We start from the raw sequence: 17060 nt of genomic DNA on the forward strand, positions 1-17060 counted from the left end.
TATTTTCCAGTCTCGTTTTCTTACAAAAGTCAATCCATATGGGAGCCACCATTAATATCTATATCTTCTCCTGTTATATAAGATGCTTCTGGTGAGGCTAAAAAAGCAATTGTCGTTGCAATTTCTTCTGTTTCACCGGGACGTCCCAATGGAATTCCATCAATTACGTTCTTGGCATCTGCTTCTGGTAAAGACCTCCAAATATCTGTATTAACAAGACCTGGAGCCACACAGTTCACTGTAATTCCATCGGTTGCAACTTCACGGGCTAAGTTTTTCGAAAAGCCGAGAACTGCTGCTTTAGATGCTGAATAATGTGCTCCACCGAATACACCGCCACCACGTTTGGCTGATACCGAGGAAAGGCTAATAATTCTTCCAAAACCTTGTTCTTTCATCGGTTTAAGTACAGCTTGTGTACAGAGGAATAATCCGAACATGTTTACACTGAAAATACGTTGCATATCGTCTAGCGTCATATCTGCAACTGTTACCTTTTGAGATATCCCAGCATTATTGACAAGAATATCGATTCTACCAAATTCCTCGAGTACTTTTTCCACCATTCCATCAACAGAGTCTTTGTCTGTAACGTTCAACTCCACTCCTAATGCTTTAGCGCCAGTTGCTTCAATAGCTTTTACTGTATCTGCTATACCTTCTTTATTCAAGTCAGCTACAACAATTGCTGCACCTTGATTAGCTAATGTTAAAGCAATTTCTCTTCCAATTCCTTTTGGCGATCCACTTCCTGTAACGATCGCTACTCTCTCTTCCAATTTAAACATCCTATTTTCCCCCAACTTTATGTCATTTTATTTTTAACAATAATTCTTACTTATGTTGTAATACTATAGAAATAGCAATGTAATTTGCGGAATGACCGCAATTACAATCAATGCGATTAACAAGACAAAGAAGAATGGAACCGCAGCCCGTATCAACACTGGCATGCTTAATCCAGATATTCCTGAACCGACAAATAAATTCACCCCAAGAGGTGGTGTGATGAAACCAATCGCAAGCGTTACAATCATCACGATTCCAAAGTGGATTGGATTCATTCCAATCTCCAGAATGACTGGATAAAGGATTGGTGTAAATATTATAACCGCAGCCGATGTATCAATAAACAAACCAATAATCAATAGCATCAGGATAATTAACATAAGAATAACGGTACCATTTTGCGAGACAGATAGAAATGCATTAGCAAATGCTTGAGGAATTCTTTCCATAGATAAAATCGTACCGAATGCATTCGCTGTACCAATGATGATTAATATGGCAACAGAACTTATAGCTGCATTTTTGAATATGTCGTGCAAGTCACGGAATTTAATCGCTTTATGGAGAAAAACACTTACAAATAAAGCATATACAACCGCTACAACTGCAGCTTCCGTCGGCGTGAATATTCCTCCGTAAATCCCACCTAAGATAATTATCGGAACGAGCAGTGACCATTTTGATTTATTGATTGCTTCCCATAATCGTTTCCAAGTGAAAGATTCCTTCGATCCCATATACCCCTGTTTTTTCGAATAGAGGTAGGCCCAAACCATTAAAAATAGACCGATTAAAAGCCCGGGAAGGATACCCCCGATAAATAAAGCACCAATTGATTCATTTGCTGAGATTCCAAATAAGACCATTGGAATACTTGGCGGAAGTATAATTCCTAAGGAACCTGCAGCCGCTATGAGCGCAGTGGCAAATTTCTTGTCGTAACCTTCCGCAACCATGGCAGGAATCATAATTCCACCAACTGCTGCCACAGTTGCCGGTCCCGATCCTGATATAGCTGCGAAAAACATGGAAGTGATAACTGCTGCCATCGCAAAACCACCAGTATATCGACCAACAATAACATTTGCTAAATCAAACAGACGATTGGAAATACCGCCTTTTCCCATAATCTCTCCAGCGAGAATAAAGAAGGGGATTGCCATCAAGGCGAAGTTATCTGTTGAAGTAACTAATCCTTGTGCTAGAAATGTAACCGATATATTCGGGGAATAAATCGCAGTTAATAACCCTGCAATTCCGAGTGCAATTCCTATCGGTACCGTTAAAGCCATAAACAGAAAGAAACTGCCGAATAAGACAAATGGCGTCATACAATTTCCTCCCGTCCTTCAGCGAAACGATTGACGGCTGGAGCTTCGTTTTTCTTTTTTTCCCCTACTGCCAATCCTTTAAGTTCTTTCACTTCAGCTATCATATTTTGTACGAGACGAATAGATGCAAGAGACATGCCCACTACCGGCGCAGCATATACGAATGAGAGCGGGATTTGCAAAGCAGCAGATTCTCTTGTTACACGTAACACAATATCGAAACCATAATAGGTCATAACTATCGAAAAAATGAGAAAGGAAGCATTCGCAATAAGTCCAATAATCAGCTTACCCCTCTTCTCAAACAACATCGTGATGGCGTCCACGCCCAAATGTCTATTCTTTTTCACACCATAACTTACCCCTATATAAATCAACCAGATGAATGCATAGCGTGCTATCTCCTCAGACCATGTAAGCGAACTACCGAGCACATAGCGCATCACAACCTGAAGGAATATGACGAACACTGTGAAAGCACTTAAGAATACGAGGATATATTCTTCAAAATGCTCATTCAACCACCGTAAGACTTTCATTTTTTTCTCCCCCTGTTTCTGTCCAATTTACTCTGCTGCTTCTAATACTTCATTTACTAATTCTTCTCCAAAGCTATTTTTAAAAGATTCATAGACACCGTCCACTTTCTCACTGAATAATTCCATTTCCGGCTCTATTACGGTCATGCCATCTGCTTTCAACTCTTCTATCATTTTTGTTTCATTTTCTTTTAAAAGATCTCTGTGGAACTGTGCTGTTTCCTCCGCACTTTCTTGAATAATTTGTTGCTCTTCTTCTGTCAGTCCTTGCCAAAACTCTTCACTGATCGCAACCGGAAGCGGCATATATTGATGTCCGGAAAGTATTAAATAATCCTGGACTTCATTGAATTTGCTTGCATAGGTGTTCGCAACCGGATTCTCTTGCGCATCCACCGTCCCCTGTTGCAGACCCATATAAAGCTCCCCGAATGACATTGGTGTCGGATTGGCACCTAGTGCGGAGAATGTACTAATTGATATCGGAAATTCAGGCGTACGGATTTTAATTCCATTTAAATCATCCGGTTTCTCAATTGCCTTGTTTGCTGTAATATGACGGAAACCGTTTTCAAAGTAGGCTAAAATCCGCAAGTTATCTTCTAAAAAGGGCTCGGCCACTTTTTTCCCAATTTCTCCATCCAACACTTCCCAGGCTGCTTCATAAGTTTCAAATAAGTATGGTAGTTCAAACACACTAATCCGCTGATCATATTGGCTGAAAGCACTCGCTGCAACCATCTGCAAATCGTTAAACGTGACACTTTCAATCATTTCCGCTTCAGATCCTAATTGTTCGTTCGGATAAATCTGCACTTCAATTTGTCCATTGGATCGCTCTTCCACAAGTTCTTTGAAATGGACGACGGCCAAATGTCTTTCATTCGTTTCAGCAGATCCGTGACCAAATCGAATCGTCGTTATATCTTCAGAAAGTACATTATCTGTTGTGATAAATACGAAACCTAAACCGACTGCTAATGAAATAATTCCTAATATGATTATGTTTCGAAGTTTATTCAATTCTTAATTACCCCCTTACTTCGATAGTTTCTCAAACTTGTTATCACTGTTAAAAGTTTGAGTGTATCCATTAAATACTCTGAAATGTTATGAGATTCTCAAGTTCCGCTTTTACCAGGTTAATCGATTAACACAATGATAATTGTAAACGATTTCCATGTCAACCTCAATTATAAATATTTAACAAAGAAAGAGTTGCCAACGAGAGAATTATTCTCATCGGCAACCTATTTATATTATTATTTTTTACACTTCGGACAAATACTGTAGAGTGTTTCAACTTTTATTGATTCAAACGTTTCTATAACCTCATCACAATCCTTGCATACCATCACACCGTACATCTTTTGATTAAGATTATCTACTGATTTATCCATGTCCTATCCCCCACTTTGTTGGATATTATAGTAATTCTTCTGCAGTGCGTACGATATTTTCCACCGAAATTCCATTGATTTCTAGTAATGTTTCATATGGTGCAGATTCACCAAACTGATCCTGAACACCGATTCGTCTAATTTTGCCTTTTCCTTCTTCTGCAACAATTTCACTGACCGCACTCCCAAGACCATTGATAATGTTATGATCTTCTACGGTAACGATATTTCCGATATCAATACATTCAAGCACCGCTTCTTTGTCGATTGGTTTGATTGTATGCATATCCAATAATTTCACAGAGATACCTTTCTCTTCTAGGATTTCTGAAGCCTTAATCGCTAAATGAACCGTATCACCGTTTGCGATAAGCGCCACTTCGTTCCCCTCTTTCAACTGCTTTGCTTTCCCGATTTCAAATTCTTCATTCTCATCATAAATGACCGGGACAGGATCACGAGTAAAGCGAAGATAAACGGGGCCATATGTTTCGGCAGCTTGCCTAATCAACTTCCTTGTTGAATGATAATCAGCCCCCATAATGACTTTCATATTCGGGAATGTACGTAATACTCCCATGTCCTCAATCGCCTGATGACTTCCTCCATCATTCGCTGGTGTGAGCCCACCGTGTGAACAAGCAATTTTAACATTTAAGTTTGGATAGCAAACTTCCTGCCGAATCTGCTCTGCCATTCTTAAAGATCCAAATACGGCATACGTGCTCACAAAAGGAATTTTCCCAGTTGTTGCTAATCCTGCTGCAAGACCTGCCGCATTTTGCTCGGCAATCCCAACGTTGACATGCTGTTTTGGAAATTCGTTCATGAATTGCGTTGTCTTGCAAGAGCTGCCAATATCCACATCCACAACTAAGATGTCTTTATTCTCACGTCCAAGTTCTACAACCTCATCCCCAAAAGCTTGCCTTGTTGCAATTTTTTCAGTTTTTGTAACATCTAAAACACTCATGCCTCTAACCCCCTTGTTAATTCTTCCATTGCTTGCTCATACTGTTCTTTATTCGGTGCCTTTCCATGCCAGCCAACGACATTTTCCATATACGAAACACCTTTACCTTTTACTGTATTGCAAATGATTGCTTGCGGTTTTCCATTTTTCTTTTCTGTTGCTTCATCCAATGTAGCGACAATCTCTTCCATCGAATGTCCGTCAATTCGTCTCGTTTCAAATCCAAATGCTTCAAATTTCTTCTCCAAATCAAGGTTTGGCATTATTTCTTCTGTCGTACCATCTATTTGCAATCCATTGTCATCGACAAAAACAACTAAATTATCCAACTCATATTTCACAGCAGACTGGGCAGCTTCCCAAATTTGTCCTTCTTGACACTCACCGTCCCCAACTACTGCGAACACACGGTAGGATTTTTCGTCCAATTTCCCGCCAAGCGCCATTCCAACTGCACAAGAGAGACCTTGCCCTAAAGAACCGGTAGAAATATCAATCCCTGGACACATTTTGGAATCTGGATGTCCTTGGAAAGGTGAACCATATTCACGCAATGTATGAATTGTCTCCATCGGTACAAATCCTTTATGTGCAAGAGCGGCATATTGAATTGGTGCCACATGACCCTTTGATAGAACGAATCGATCTCTGTCTTCCCAATCCGGATTTTTCGGATTTACATTCATCTCCCTAAAATACAAAGCGGTTACAAAATCTGCTGCAGATAGGGAACCACCCGGATGACCGGATTGTGCTTCATATACCATCGTTACGACTGTCTGCCTTAATTCTATTGCTTTATTCTTTAATTCTTCCAATGACAAACTCATCATTATCCACCCCTTATTTTTTATCCCTACGTCCAGCCATCTTTCATCGCTTTCCCTGATGGCTCATGAGCAGGAGTAATCGTTTTATCACTTTTAGGTTAATCGATTAACCAGTTAACTGCATTATATTATGAAAGCGGAATCATGTCAACAGTATTATATAAATAAGTATTTTAATATATAAGTTGAACGGATGAGAGAAGTCATGTAAGATGATAATAAAACCTTTAGTTAGTAAATTGATTAACTGGAAAGGAGGTCACATGAAAAAAGAGGTGGAAGAAAAAAAGGTTACGACGATGAAAGATATCGCGAGAGAGGCAAATGTTTCAGCAGCAACCGTTTCTCACGTGATTAATCAAACAAAACATATTTCCGAACCAACAAGAAACAGAGTATTGGAAGTCATCAAACGTTACAATTACGTGCCTAACTCTGCGGCGAAAAATTTGCGACAGCAATCCACGAAAACGGCTGGACTTGTTGTATCAAGTTTTCCCGATACTTTTGTAACTGAAATGATTTTTGCGATTGAACAGCGTGCAAAAGAAACAGGATATAATCTCCTGTTAGTAAACACGAATGAAGATAGAGATTATGAAGAGAAAACCATTAATCTCCTGCACTCCAAATTGGTAGACGGAATCATCCTCTCGCCTACTTCCAACGATATTGGTTATTTGCAAAAATACACGAATGAGGATTTCCCTATCGTAATGGTGAATCGCTATGAGTCTTCCATCGAAAATATCCCGAGAGTAACAGGGGATAACTTCCAATTGGGGTATGATGCAACCAATCATTTATTAAAACATGGACATAAAAAAATTGGATTTATTTATTCTTATCCGAATGTATCGACGACAAATGATCGGATCAGCGGCTATAAAGACGCTCTGACCCATCACAACATTCCGATTCGTGAGGATTTTATTGTACAAGGATTTGCAAAAGCTGAAGAAGCTCGCGCTGCTGTAGAACAATTACTTACTACCGACAATGAAATTTCTGCGCTTTTTGTTCAGAACGACTTGATGACCATCGGAGCAATAAGTAAATTAAAAGAATTGAATTTAAGTATTCCAGAAGATATGGCAATTATCGGTTTTGGCGACTTTTCTTCATCAGAAATTATCGATCCACCGGTAACGAATATTCTATTGCCACCAGATACAATTGGGAGAACAGCATTTGATGTATTGCTGAATAAAATGAATAACCCACATTATATGACGCATATTGAATTACCACCATCATTACTCATTCGCAACTCTTGCGGGTGTTAATAAATATGAATAATTCATACAGGAGGAATTTATTATGGCAACTATTACATTTGGCCAGGAACCAGTTACTTTAATTGGTAATGAAGTAAAAGTTGGTGATAATGCACCAGACTTTACGGTTTTATCTAATGATCTAAAAGAAGTGACATTGAATGATTACAAAGGAAAAGTAAAATTAATTGCAGCGGTCCCTTCAATTGATACCGGTGTCTGCTCAGAAGAGACAATGCGCTTTAACAAAGAAGCTGATTCTCTTTCAGGCGTGCAAGTTTTGACAATCAGTATGGATCTTCCTTTCGCACAAGGACGCTGGTGTGCTGCAAACGGCGTGAAAAACCTTGATACGCTGTCCGATCACCGAGAGGCTGACTTCGGTAAAAACTATGGCGTGTTAATTGAAGAAAACCGCTTACTAGCTCGAGCAATCTTTGTCGTAGATGCAAAAGATAAAGTTACTTATGTTGAATATGTAAGTGAAGCAACGAATCACCCAAATTATGACAAAGCATTAGAAGCAGCAAGAAACGCCTAAGGCAAAATGATTAAAAAGTCAGTACGCCACATAAAAAACACCAACAAGCAGCTCTCTGTTTGTTGGTGTTTGCTATTCCTTCTTATTCACTTTTCTCTTCCTCTTCTTCCTGAAGTTCATTGTAGTACTGTACGCTTGTCAGGGCTCCTTCATCAACCATTTTGGCGTCATCTGAGGCTCCAACAGCTCCGGGCCTTCCTAGTTTTTTAACATAGGATTCATTATCTTTATCCAAACCGATTAATTTCTTTACCTTTTCCCTGTTTTCGCTTTTCGATAAATAGGCAACTCCGAGAGCTGCTCCAGCAATACCAAGGGATTTGGTCAATTTCCCCATTTTCTCCCCCCTCCCCCTGCAAGTTTTAGAATTTTTTCCTCTATTAGTATTATATCATAACACACCCGGATCTTCTGTTATTTTAATACTCGAATGAATTTCATCATTACCAAAGTCGGCTTTTCCATGACCATATGTAGTTGGGAACGAACCAGCTACATATGGTGAGGGTGAAGTATTAAATACGTATTATGAAATTCATTAACTCTTCCACTTTTCCATTATATAAACATCTTTCACCCAAAAGAGGGTTAATCAGAATTTCCCTCGATTAACCCATTCCATTAAACCAAATCGATATTCACAATAACTTTGTCACCTTGCTGCTCGATCTCTTCTACCTTCCAATTTTTAGAGAGCATTTGCTTCACACTCGTTAATTGTTTAGGCTCTAGAACGAGTTGGTGAATACCTTTTTCATTTAATTCATAATCCTTTTCTTCCTCGATACCAAAACGGAGGCGTAATAAATTTTTCAATCCATTAAACGTTACGAATTTCACTTCGTATCCTTCACTCAATACCTTTTTAAACTGTTCCAAGTCCTTATTCGCAAGCTTAACGAGTTGAGTAAAATCAAACTTCGGAAAGGATTTGGACCAAGCTGTAATATCACCGGACTCTATCTGCGCCATAATATCTTCATTCGTGACATCATTTCGACGTAATGTTTCAATCAAGTATGCTTCCATTAATGAAATTCTAGGACTACTCATTAACTACTCTCCTCGATTAGGAAATGAGAGACAATTTGTACGAAGGATTTACTGATATTGACTAAAGCCCGCTCATCAAAATCAAATTTCGGATGATGGTGTGGATAATGTGTCGCCTCATTTTCATTACGTGAACCGACTCGGAAATAAGTTCCGGGCTTTTTCTCCAGAAAATAAGAAAAATCTTCTGCTCCCATTGTCGGTTCAAGTTCGGTTACATTTTCCTCACCGAATGATTCGCTTAGAATTTCCCGAACGATAGCTGTCTCTTTTTCATGGTTATAGAGCGCCGGGTAGCCGCGAAGGTAATCAATTTCATAGGTTGCACCGAAAGCATTTGTTATTCCTGCGACAATAGAATTGATTTTCTCTTGAACTTTGTCACGTACATCCGCATCAAAGGTTCGTACTGTTCCTTCAATTCTTGCACTGTCGGGGATAACGTTGAAAGCATTTCCTGCTTGGAAAACGCCAATTGTTACGACAGCTGACTGCAGTGGATCGATATTCCGGCTCACAATTTTCTGCAACGCTTCAACGACACTTGTACCAATTACAAGGGAATCGATACTTTCATGGGGTCTTGCGCCATGCCCGCCGAGACCTTTAATTTTAATTTCAAATTTATCAACAGCTGCCATTTGAAACCCTGGGCCAACGCCAACCTTTCCTAGTGGGATCTCTGAAGCCAGGTGTGCACCAAATATATAATCCACGTCATCCAGAATTCCTTCTTCAATCATAAACTTAGCCCCGCCCGGTGGCCGTTCCTCTGCCGGTTGGAAAACAAAAATGACATTACCGTTTAATTTATCCCGATGTTCACTCAATACTGCGGCTGTTCCAAGTAATGCCGACGTATGGCCATCATGACCGCAAGCATGCATGATACCTGGCTTTGTCGATTTATACGGAACATCTTTTTCGTCATTGATTGGAAGCGCATCAAAATCTGCTCGGAGTGCAATTGTCTTCCCGGTTCTATCTCCTTGTAAAATCCCGATGAGACCATTTTTTCCCCCGATTTGTGTCTTTACTTCCAGACCGAAATTGTTCAGCTGTTCTTCAATATATTTTGCCGTATGCACTTCTTCAAATGAAAGCTCTGGATTCATATGCATATGCCTTCTCCAGTCTTTCATCTGATCAAAGTTATTTTCTATTTCCTTAAAAATGCTAGTCAACTGGTCACTTTTTATCGTTGTCATCTTTATTCCCCCTTCTCTTAATCATCATATGTGTTAATCGATAGTTTATACATTTAATTCATAGTTGTCAACTAGGTTTAATTATATATAATGACTAGTATTAATCGTAATAGAAGCCAACCAGAACACTTCCCTGATTGGCTCCACCTTTATCTAATCATTTACAACATTAATTGCTTCGCCTTCCAAAAACTTCTCTAAATTATCTGCAGCGATATTTAATAATCGTCCTCGTGCCTCCAAGCTTGCCCAGGCGATATGCGGGGTGATAATACAATTTTTCGCTTGCAGTAATGGATTATCAGCACTAATCGGTTCTTTTGAAACAACATCAAGTCCTGCCCCGCCGACTTTTCCGTCATTTAAAGCATCCGCTAAGTCCCGCTCATTAATCAAGCCGCCTCTTGCCGTATTAATAAGGAGGACATTGTCTTTCATTTTGCCGATTGTTTCTTTATTAATGAAGCCTTTATTCTCTTCTGTTAATGGACTATGCAGCATGATGGCATCCGCCTCTTTATACAGTTCATCAAGTGTTGCGTAGCGAATAGTCTCTGTATGCGGAACTTTTTCCTTCGTCCGATTGTAAGCAAGGATCTTCATTCCGAACGCTTCTGCTATCCGGGACGTTACTTGACCAATTCTTCCGTACCCAATAATCCCCATTGTCTTCCCGGAAAGCTCAATGATCGGATGCTTCCAAAAGCAAAAATCCTCTTGATTTGTCCAATCGCCCCTTTTCACTGCATTACTATGTTCTCCCGTATAGTGACAGAGTTCAAGTAGGAGTGCAAAGGCTGCTTGAGCAACTGTATCGGTTCCATAGTCCGGAATATTCGTCACCGTGATATTTCTTTCCTTTGCTGCTTCCACATCAACAACATTAAATCCTGTCGCAAGCACCCCGATATATTTTAACTTCGGGAGTTCAGCAAGAATCTCCTTTGTCAGCGGTGTTTTATTCGTTAAAATAATTTCCGCATCTTTCGCTCTTTCGATGATGAGAGGTGCTTCGTCTACAGAGAAGGTGGTCCGATCGTATATTTTAAAATCTGCTAGTCTTTCAAGCGGTGCCCAGTCGAGATCTCCCGGATTTAATGTATAACCGTCTAAAATTACTGCTTTTGGCATATGTATTCCCCCTCATTTCTATCTTATGAAAGATTATAGGGGGAATTGTCAGTAAAAACAAGCCAGACTATCATACCTTGAGCGACCGACTCTCCTCCATTAACTGACTGATTTCCGCTAACTTTCCTTCATGGAGAAGCTGAACAATCTTACTGCCGACGATCACCCCGTCACTATGTTCGCCAAGCGCCCTTGCTTGTTCACCAGTTGATACACCAAACCCTGCGAGTACCGGAGTATTTGTATACGTCTTTAATTTTTGTAAAAATGTTGATACATACGCATCATGCTCTGTTCGCGCGCCCGTTGTCCCCGTAACAGCAACTGCGTAAAGGAATCCTTCCGTCCGCTCAGCAAGTTCCTGCAAACGCTCTGTCGGACTCGTCATCGCAGCAAGCCTTATAAAGGCGATGTGCCCTTTACTTAAAGCTTCTGCAATAAGACTCTCCTCCTCCATCGGCAAATCGGGAATAATCACCCCATCAACGCCTGCTTCCGCACATTTACGAGCAAAGTCCTCGATACCAAAGGTGATAATCGGATTAATATACGTCATGATTACAACAGGTATCGCCCGCTCTAATTTTGTCTTCTCTAAGACATCTAAAACTTTTGCAAGTGTTGTCCCGTTATCTAAAGCTCTGCTACCAGCCGCTTGAATTGTCGGACCATCCGCCACAGGGTCGGAAAAAGGAATGCCAAGTTCAATAACAGCAGCACCATTTTCCTCGAAAAATTTGATTCTTTCCGGCAAAATATCCAGCCCGCCATCACCAGCCGTAATGAATGGTGAGAAAATCTTTTCCTCTGCCGAAAGTTTTTCTTGCAATGCCTTTTCTAATTTTACCTTGCCCATTTATTTCTCCTCCTTCACATTCATATTTCCTTCTTGTCTAAGGTCCTTATCTCCTCGGCCTGAAAGGCAGACAACAATCGTTTCATCTTTAGACATTTGTCCTGCAACCTTCATTGCATGGGCTACTGCATGCGAACTTTCTAAAGCAGGTATGATCCCTTCTCTCCGTGATAAAAGTTCGAAAGCCTCCAGTGCCTCTTTATCCGTAACGGACGTATAATTTACTCGGTCGATACTCTGTAAATAGCTATGTTCCGGTCCAACGCCTGGATAATCCAGTCCTGCAGAAATCGAAAAAGCTTCTTCTATTTGTCCATTTTCATCTTGTAAAAGATGAGTCAATGTCCCGTGTAATACCCCAACTTTCCCTTTTGTTAAAGTTGCTGCATGTTTATTCGTTTCCAGGCCGCTTCCTCCAGCTTCGACACCGATTAAAGTAACATCCTTCTCCTCAACAAAGGGATAAAACATTCCCATCGCATTACTGCCGCCACCGACACAGGCAATAATCTTTTCCGGGAGCTCTCCATCTTGTTCTACGATTTGCCTTTTCGTCTCCTCACCGATCACCGCTTGAAAATCTCTCACAAGCATCGGGAATGGATGCGGACCGACGACGGAACCGATAATATAATGGGTATCTTCCACATGATTCACCCAGTAACGGAGTGCTTCATTCACCGCATCTTTCAGTGTCCCACTCCCGCCTTCCACACTTCTAACCTCAGCACCAAGCAGCTCCATCCGCTGGACATTCAGTGCTTGACGGCGGATATCTTCTTCCCCCATAAAGACAATGCAATCAAGACCAAGCAGCGCACAAACTGTTGCAGTTGCTACCCCGTGCTGACCAGCACCGGTTTCCGCGACCACTTTCCGTTTCCCCATTCTTACGGTAAGCAGCGCCTGCCCAATCGTGTTATTAATCTTATGTGCGCCGGTATGGTTCAGATCTTCCCGCTTCAAATATATTTTCGCTCCACCCGCTTTTTCTGTTAGTCGTTCCGCGAAATATAATGGGGTTTCTCTTCCAACATATTGCTTTAGATAGTAGTTCAGCTCTTCTAGAAAACGCTTATCTTGCTTTGCCTCTTCATACGCTTTTTCAAGTTCAAGAACTGCCGGCATTAATAATTCCGGGACGTATCTTCCACCAAAATTGCCAAATTTTCCACTTTGATCTGGTACGGTATATACACTCATTTTTTATTAGCCTCCCTATGTTTTGCCTGCTTGATAAATGCTTTCATTTTTTCCGGATCCTTTTTTCCTTCCGTCTCGACTCCGCTTGAGACGTCAACAGCGAAGGGATTCACTGCCGCCACTGCTTCCTGCACGTTGTCTGGATGGAGACCACCTGCAAGCAGCAACTTTTCCCGGTCAATACCTGTTTCTTGCAGCAAGCTCCAGTCAAATGTCTTGCCGCTCCCGCCACGGTTGACGCTCGGTGTATCAATTAGAAAATAATCACATGGATAAGTGTGTACGTTTTCTAACCTTTCTTTTTCAGCGGGGAATGCTTTAATGACCTTTCTAGAAAGAGAACTTGCCACACGAGGCGGTTCTTCCCCATGCAGTTGAATAAAATCAAGGCCTACTTTGCTTGCAATCCGTTCCATCACAGCCGGTGCTTCATTAACAAAGACACCGACTGTTTGGACAGATGCAGGAAGGCGGCTGGCAATCGCTGCTGCCGCATCTGGCGAAATCTCCCGCTTGCTTTCCGTAAAAACAAATCCGATTAAATCCACTCCCGCTTCAGCTGCTGCTTGTGCTGCTTCCTCCGTTGTAACACCGCAAATTTTAACGAGCATGCAGCTTTTTCCTTTCTTCCAGCGGCACCTGCAGATCCGTAAATGTCCTTTGTAGATCTTCCGCAAGCATTAATGTTTCACCGACTAAAATTGCTTCCGCCCCAACGTCTCTCACCCGCTTCACATCTTCTTTTTCCCGCATTCCGCTTTCGCTGATAAGCAATGTGTCACGATCCATAACAAGAGATGCCAGTTTTTCCGTTGTTGCTAAGTCGACTTCAAATGTTTTCAAGTTTCGGTTGTTTATTCCGATTATTTCAGGTTCAAGTTTTAATGCCCGTTTCATTTCTTCCTCGTCATGCACTTCAACGAGCACTTCCAGCTCAAGGGATGTTGCATAATCGTATAATTTTTTTAAATCCGTATCTGAGAGAGCTGCAACAATTAATAGAATGATAGTTGCTCCGGCAGCTTTCGCATGATCGATCTGTAGCGTGTCGATCATAAAATCCTTACATAAGACAGGGACGTCGACTGCTTCACGGACCGCCCGCAAGTCTTCTAATGATCCATTAAAAAACTTTTCGTCGGTCAGCACGGAGATGGCTGCCGCACCATTTTTCTCATACATTTTCGCTTGCTCGATCGGGTCAACTTCAAGGTCAATTGCTCCTTTCGACGGGGAAGCACGCTTAATTTCCGCGATGATATTCATACTTTCTGAAGCAGCAGCACGCTCTTTAAAGGAGGGATTTGTTTTACCTACCGGCTCCATTAATTTCTTGTGAATCAGTTCTGTCAGTTCAATTCTTTTTTGCTTTAAAATGTTATCTAAAATAGTCATTTCAATACACCTCACTAGGAATTTTTTCACTAAAACTAACTAATCGTTCAAGTCGTTCTAAGGCTCTGCCGGATAAGATGCTTTCTCGTGCTAATTCAATCCCCGTCTGGATCGAATCTGTTTTTCTACTTGTATAAATACCAATTCCTGCATTAAGCAGCACTGTATCAAAGTAAGCACTGGGCTCACCCTTTAGAACAGACAAAAGAATTTCGGCATTACGCTTGGAGTCGCCTCCGCGAATTGCTTCGTTCGGGTAAACTGGCAATCCGACTTCTTCTGGGTGCAAGCTCATTGGTGTTAACTTGCCATCTTCTACAACAATCAAGTTGTTTGCACCAGCTAATGAAGCTTCATCGAGTGAACCTGCCCCAGTCACGACGACCGCTCTCTTCCGGCCTAACTTATTCAGTGATTCCGCAACCTTTTCAAGCAAATCTTTCCGGTAAACACCAACAAGCTGTGTTTCAAGCTGAATTGGATTTGTCAGCGGGCCAATGACATTGAAAATCGTCGGTACACCAAGATGCTGGCGGACAATGGAAAAAGGCTTCAGCACCTCATGGACGTGAGGAGCGAATAGAAATGCAATATTATTCTCAGTGAGCATTTCCTGTACATGTTCTTTTGAAAAAGAGAGGGAAACACCTAAATGCTCAAGCACGTCTGCGCTACCCGTTTTACTGGAAATACTCCGGTTGCCGTGCTTCGCAATTTTAATCCCTGCCCCTGCCATGACAAAGGCTGCGGTTGTACTGATATTGAAACTGTTTGACCTATCTCCGCCGGTCCCACAATTGTCGATAACATTTAACGTATTATCCGTCTGGAATGATGATTTTTCCCGAATCACCTCCGCAAGTCCAGTAATCTCATCAGCCGTTTCACCTTTTGCTTGGAGTGCAATAAGAAATGCGGCAATTTCAGATTCGGTCACGCCGCTTGTAAAACAATAACTTGCTGCTGCTTTCATTTCTTCCCGGCTTAAATTTTCCTTATTGATCAATTTTTGTAGGTATGTCTTCATTTGTTCGTTCCCCTTTCTTTCCGAATGTTTGGTTAATTGAATGTGTAGGCGGCTTCTACTAGTGACCGCGCTTTATGCAACGTTTCTTCGTATTCCGTCTTCGCTACCGAATCACGGACGATTCCTGCTCCAGCTTGGAGATATGCGATTTTTTCCTTGATAATCAATGTGCGGATTGTAAGTGCGATATTCAAATCTCGGTTGAAACTGATATAACCAACTCCACCGCCATATGGTCCACGCATTTTTTCTTCAAGTTCATTAATAATCTCCATCGCACGTTGTTTTGGCATGCCAGAAACCGTTCCAGCTGGCAGCAAAGAAATTAAAGCATCAATACTTGAAACACTTTCCTGCAACTCACCTTTTAGTTCGGAGACGATATGCATCACATGCTGGTATTTTTCAATGACCATGTCGGTTGTAAGTTCGATTGTCCGTTGATTACACACCTTTGCAAGATCTTCTTTACTGAGATCAACAAGCATCCGATGTTCGGAAAGTTCTTTTTCGTCTTCAAGTAGGTCTGTCTCAAGCTTGGCATCTTCAGCTTGCGTCGCGCCTCTCGGTCTTGTGCCAGCAATCGGGTTCGTAATCACCTCGTTACCGGTTACTTGCAACAAGCTTTCCGGTGAAGCACCAAGCAAAATATAGTCGGAAAAATCGATATGAAACATATACGGTGACGGATTCGACCTTCGTAAATTTTCATAAAAGGCAAAATGGAAATCCGGATTCCGGCTAATATCCGCCTGCATTCGCTGCGACAGTACGACTTGTAAAACTTCTCCTCGGTTGATGTATTCTTTCGCCTGTAACAATTTCTCTTTAAAGCTAGCTTCCGTTTCCTGCGGTTCAAAATCTACATTTGGAAAAGCTGTATTTCTTTCTTCTTGATTATGGTGGAGCATTTTTTTTAAAGACTTAAGTTCCTCTTCCAGGTTCACGTCTTGGTTTTGCTCCGGGTTGATTGCAATCAAATATAAGCAATCCTTCGTATGATCGAATGCGATAATATTTCTAAAAAGCATGAAATGAACATCTGGCATCTCTAACTCATCTTCACTAGGAAGCGGAATTCCTTCCAAGTTACAAATGAAGTCATATCCAACATAACCGACCGCTCCGCCGAAGAATGGAATCGGCAAATGTATTTCCATATCGGGCAGCTGTTTTTGCAAATAGTCCAGAGCCTGTTCATGGAATTGTCTTATCGCATTTGTTTTAATATCAACCACCGTCGTTTTTCCTTGTTTGCCAATTACTTCTTCGTACGGATTGATTCCCAGATACGTGAATTTTCCTTTTTGCTCGTGGTAACTCGTACTCTCAAGCAAAAACTTTTTTGGCGTTTTTACGTTTTTGTAAATTTCCAAGGCGGATATTCCAGCCGCCGGTATTTTTTCATATCGATACGTCAAGCTCATTTGTCTTTCACTCCTTTTTTTAAATTCAAAGGCGCAAGCGCCTGTCTAGCAACGTACAAACTGTTCCTCCCAGGATGGGA

19 protein-coding genes are annotated in these 17060 nt (G+C 41.2%); 2 read left to right on the plus strand and 17 right to left on the minus strand.

All coding sequences use genetic code 11. The features are described 5' to 3' along the window. Positions 1-29: 29 nt before the first annotated feature. The 7 genes from L3V42_RS01160 to L3V42_RS01190 form a co-directional block, all read right to left on the minus strand. A complete protein-coding gene (locus L3V42_RS01160) occupies positions 30-788 on the minus strand; it encodes an SDR family NAD(P)-dependent oxidoreductase (RefSeq protein WP_238471047.1) in 759 nt (252 codons plus the stop codon). Positions 789-851: 63 nt separating this feature from the next. Next, complete coding sequence (locus L3V42_RS01165; protein WP_238471048.1) at positions 852-2120, minus strand: TRAP transporter large permease; 1269 nt, start codon at positions 2118-2120, stop codon at positions 852-854. After that, positions 2117-2659 carry a TRAP transporter small permease gene (locus L3V42_RS01170; RefSeq protein ID WP_238471049.1) on the minus strand — a complete coding sequence of 181 codons (543 nt, stop codon included), beginning with the start codon at positions 2657-2659 and terminating at the stop codon, positions 2117-2119. Before L3V42_RS01170 ends, L3V42_RS01165 begins: the two co-directional genes overlap by 4 nt. 27 nt (positions 2660-2686) lie before the next feature. Continuing rightward, positions 2687-3682: a TRAP transporter substrate-binding protein gene (locus tag L3V42_RS01175; protein WP_238471050.1), complete on the minus strand. Its 996-nt coding sequence runs from the start codon at positions 3680-3682 to the stop codon at positions 2687-2689. 239 nt (positions 3683-3921) lie between these two features. Further along, on the minus strand, positions 3922-4059 hold the full coding sequence (locus L3V42_RS01180; protein ID WP_369412804.1) for a GapA-binding peptide SR1P: 138 nt from the start codon (positions 4057-4059) through the stop codon (positions 3922-3924). 25 nt (positions 4060-4084) lie between these two features. Continuing rightward, entirely contained in the window at positions 4085-5032 is a 948-nt protein-coding gene (locus L3V42_RS01185) for a transketolase family protein (RefSeq protein WP_238471051.1), read from the minus strand. Beyond that, the gene (locus L3V42_RS01190) at positions 5029-5865 is read right to left on the minus strand and encodes a transketolase (RefSeq protein WP_238471052.1); all 837 of its coding nucleotides are present in this window, start codon (positions 5863-5865) and stop codon (positions 5029-5031) included. Before L3V42_RS01190 ends, L3V42_RS01185 begins: the two co-directional genes overlap by 4 nt. 260 nt (positions 5866-6125) lie before the next feature. Here L3V42_RS01190 and L3V42_RS01195 point away from each other — a divergent pair, with 260 nt between their 5' ends. Both L3V42_RS01195 and tpx read left to right on the plus strand, forming a co-directional pair. Next, complete coding sequence (locus L3V42_RS01195; protein WP_238471053.1) at positions 6126-7148, plus strand: LacI family DNA-binding transcriptional regulator; 1023 nt, start codon at positions 6126-6128, stop codon at positions 7146-7148. 34 nt (positions 7149-7182) lie between these two features. Next, positions 7183-7680 carry a thiol peroxidase gene (tpx, locus tag L3V42_RS01200; RefSeq protein ID WP_238471054.1) on the plus strand — a complete coding sequence of 166 codons (498 nt, stop codon included), beginning with the start codon at positions 7183-7185 and terminating at the stop codon, positions 7678-7680. Between the two features lie 82 nt (positions 7681-7762). On the opposite strand, the gene L3V42_RS01205 is transcribed toward tpx, so the two are convergent. The 10 genes from L3V42_RS01205 to L3V42_RS01250 form a co-directional block, all read right to left on the minus strand. Continuing rightward, complete coding sequence (locus L3V42_RS01205) at positions 7763-8017, minus strand: YbyB family protein (RefSeq protein ID WP_235763685.1); 255 nt, start codon at positions 8015-8017, stop codon at positions 7763-7765. A 284-nt stretch (positions 8018-8301) separates the two neighbouring features. Further along, on the minus strand, positions 8302-8733 hold the full coding sequence (locus L3V42_RS01210; RefSeq protein ID WP_238471055.1) for a hypothetical protein: 432 nt from the start codon (positions 8731-8733) through the stop codon (positions 8302-8304). After that, the gene (locus L3V42_RS01215) at positions 8733-9941 is read right to left on the minus strand and encodes a M20 metallopeptidase family protein (RefSeq protein WP_238471056.1); all 1209 of its coding nucleotides are present in this window, start codon (positions 9939-9941) and stop codon (positions 8733-8735) included. Before L3V42_RS01215 ends, L3V42_RS01210 begins: the two co-directional genes overlap by 1 nt. A 153-nt stretch (positions 9942-10094) precedes the next feature. Next, positions 10095-11072, minus strand: coding sequence for a D-2-hydroxyacid dehydrogenase (locus L3V42_RS01220; protein ID WP_238471057.1), 978 nt, complete (start codon positions 11070-11072; stop codon positions 10095-10097). A gap of 70 nt (positions 11073-11142) precedes the next feature. Then, on the minus strand, positions 11143-11928 hold the full coding sequence (gene trpA / locus L3V42_RS01225) for a tryptophan synthase subunit alpha (RefSeq protein WP_235763682.1): 786 nt from the start codon (positions 11926-11928) through the stop codon (positions 11143-11145). Continuing rightward, positions 11929-13131 (minus strand): tryptophan synthase subunit beta, encoded by a 1203-nt coding sequence (gene trpB, locus L3V42_RS01230; protein ID WP_238471058.1) that lies wholly within the window; start codon positions 13129-13131, stop codon positions 11929-11931. Next, on the minus strand, positions 13128-13742 hold the full coding sequence (locus tag L3V42_RS01235; RefSeq protein WP_238471059.1) for a phosphoribosylanthranilate isomerase: 615 nt from the start codon (positions 13740-13742) through the stop codon (positions 13128-13130). Before L3V42_RS01235 ends, trpB begins: the two co-directional genes overlap by 4 nt. Next, positions 13732-14526 (minus strand): indole-3-glycerol phosphate synthase TrpC, encoded by a 795-nt coding sequence (trpC, locus tag L3V42_RS01240; RefSeq protein ID WP_235763679.1) that lies wholly within the window; start codon positions 14524-14526, stop codon positions 13732-13734. Before trpC ends, L3V42_RS01235 begins: the two co-directional genes overlap by 11 nt. Before the next feature lies 1 nt (position 14527). Beyond that, positions 14528-15553 carry an anthranilate phosphoribosyltransferase gene (gene trpD, locus L3V42_RS01245; RefSeq protein WP_238471060.1) on the minus strand — a complete coding sequence of 342 codons (1026 nt, stop codon included), beginning with the start codon at positions 15551-15553 and terminating at the stop codon, positions 14528-14530. Between the two features lie 32 nt (positions 15554-15585). After that, complete coding sequence (locus L3V42_RS01250) at positions 15586-16980, minus strand: anthranilate synthase component I family protein (RefSeq protein ID WP_238471061.1); 1395 nt, start codon at positions 16978-16980, stop codon at positions 15586-15588. Positions 16981-17060: the final 80 nt, after the last annotated feature.

It is taken from the genome of Oceanobacillus alkalisoli (assembly GCF_022213125.1).
GTDB lineage: Bacteria > Bacillota > Bacilli > Bacillales > Amphibacillaceae > Oceanobacillus > Oceanobacillus alkalisoli.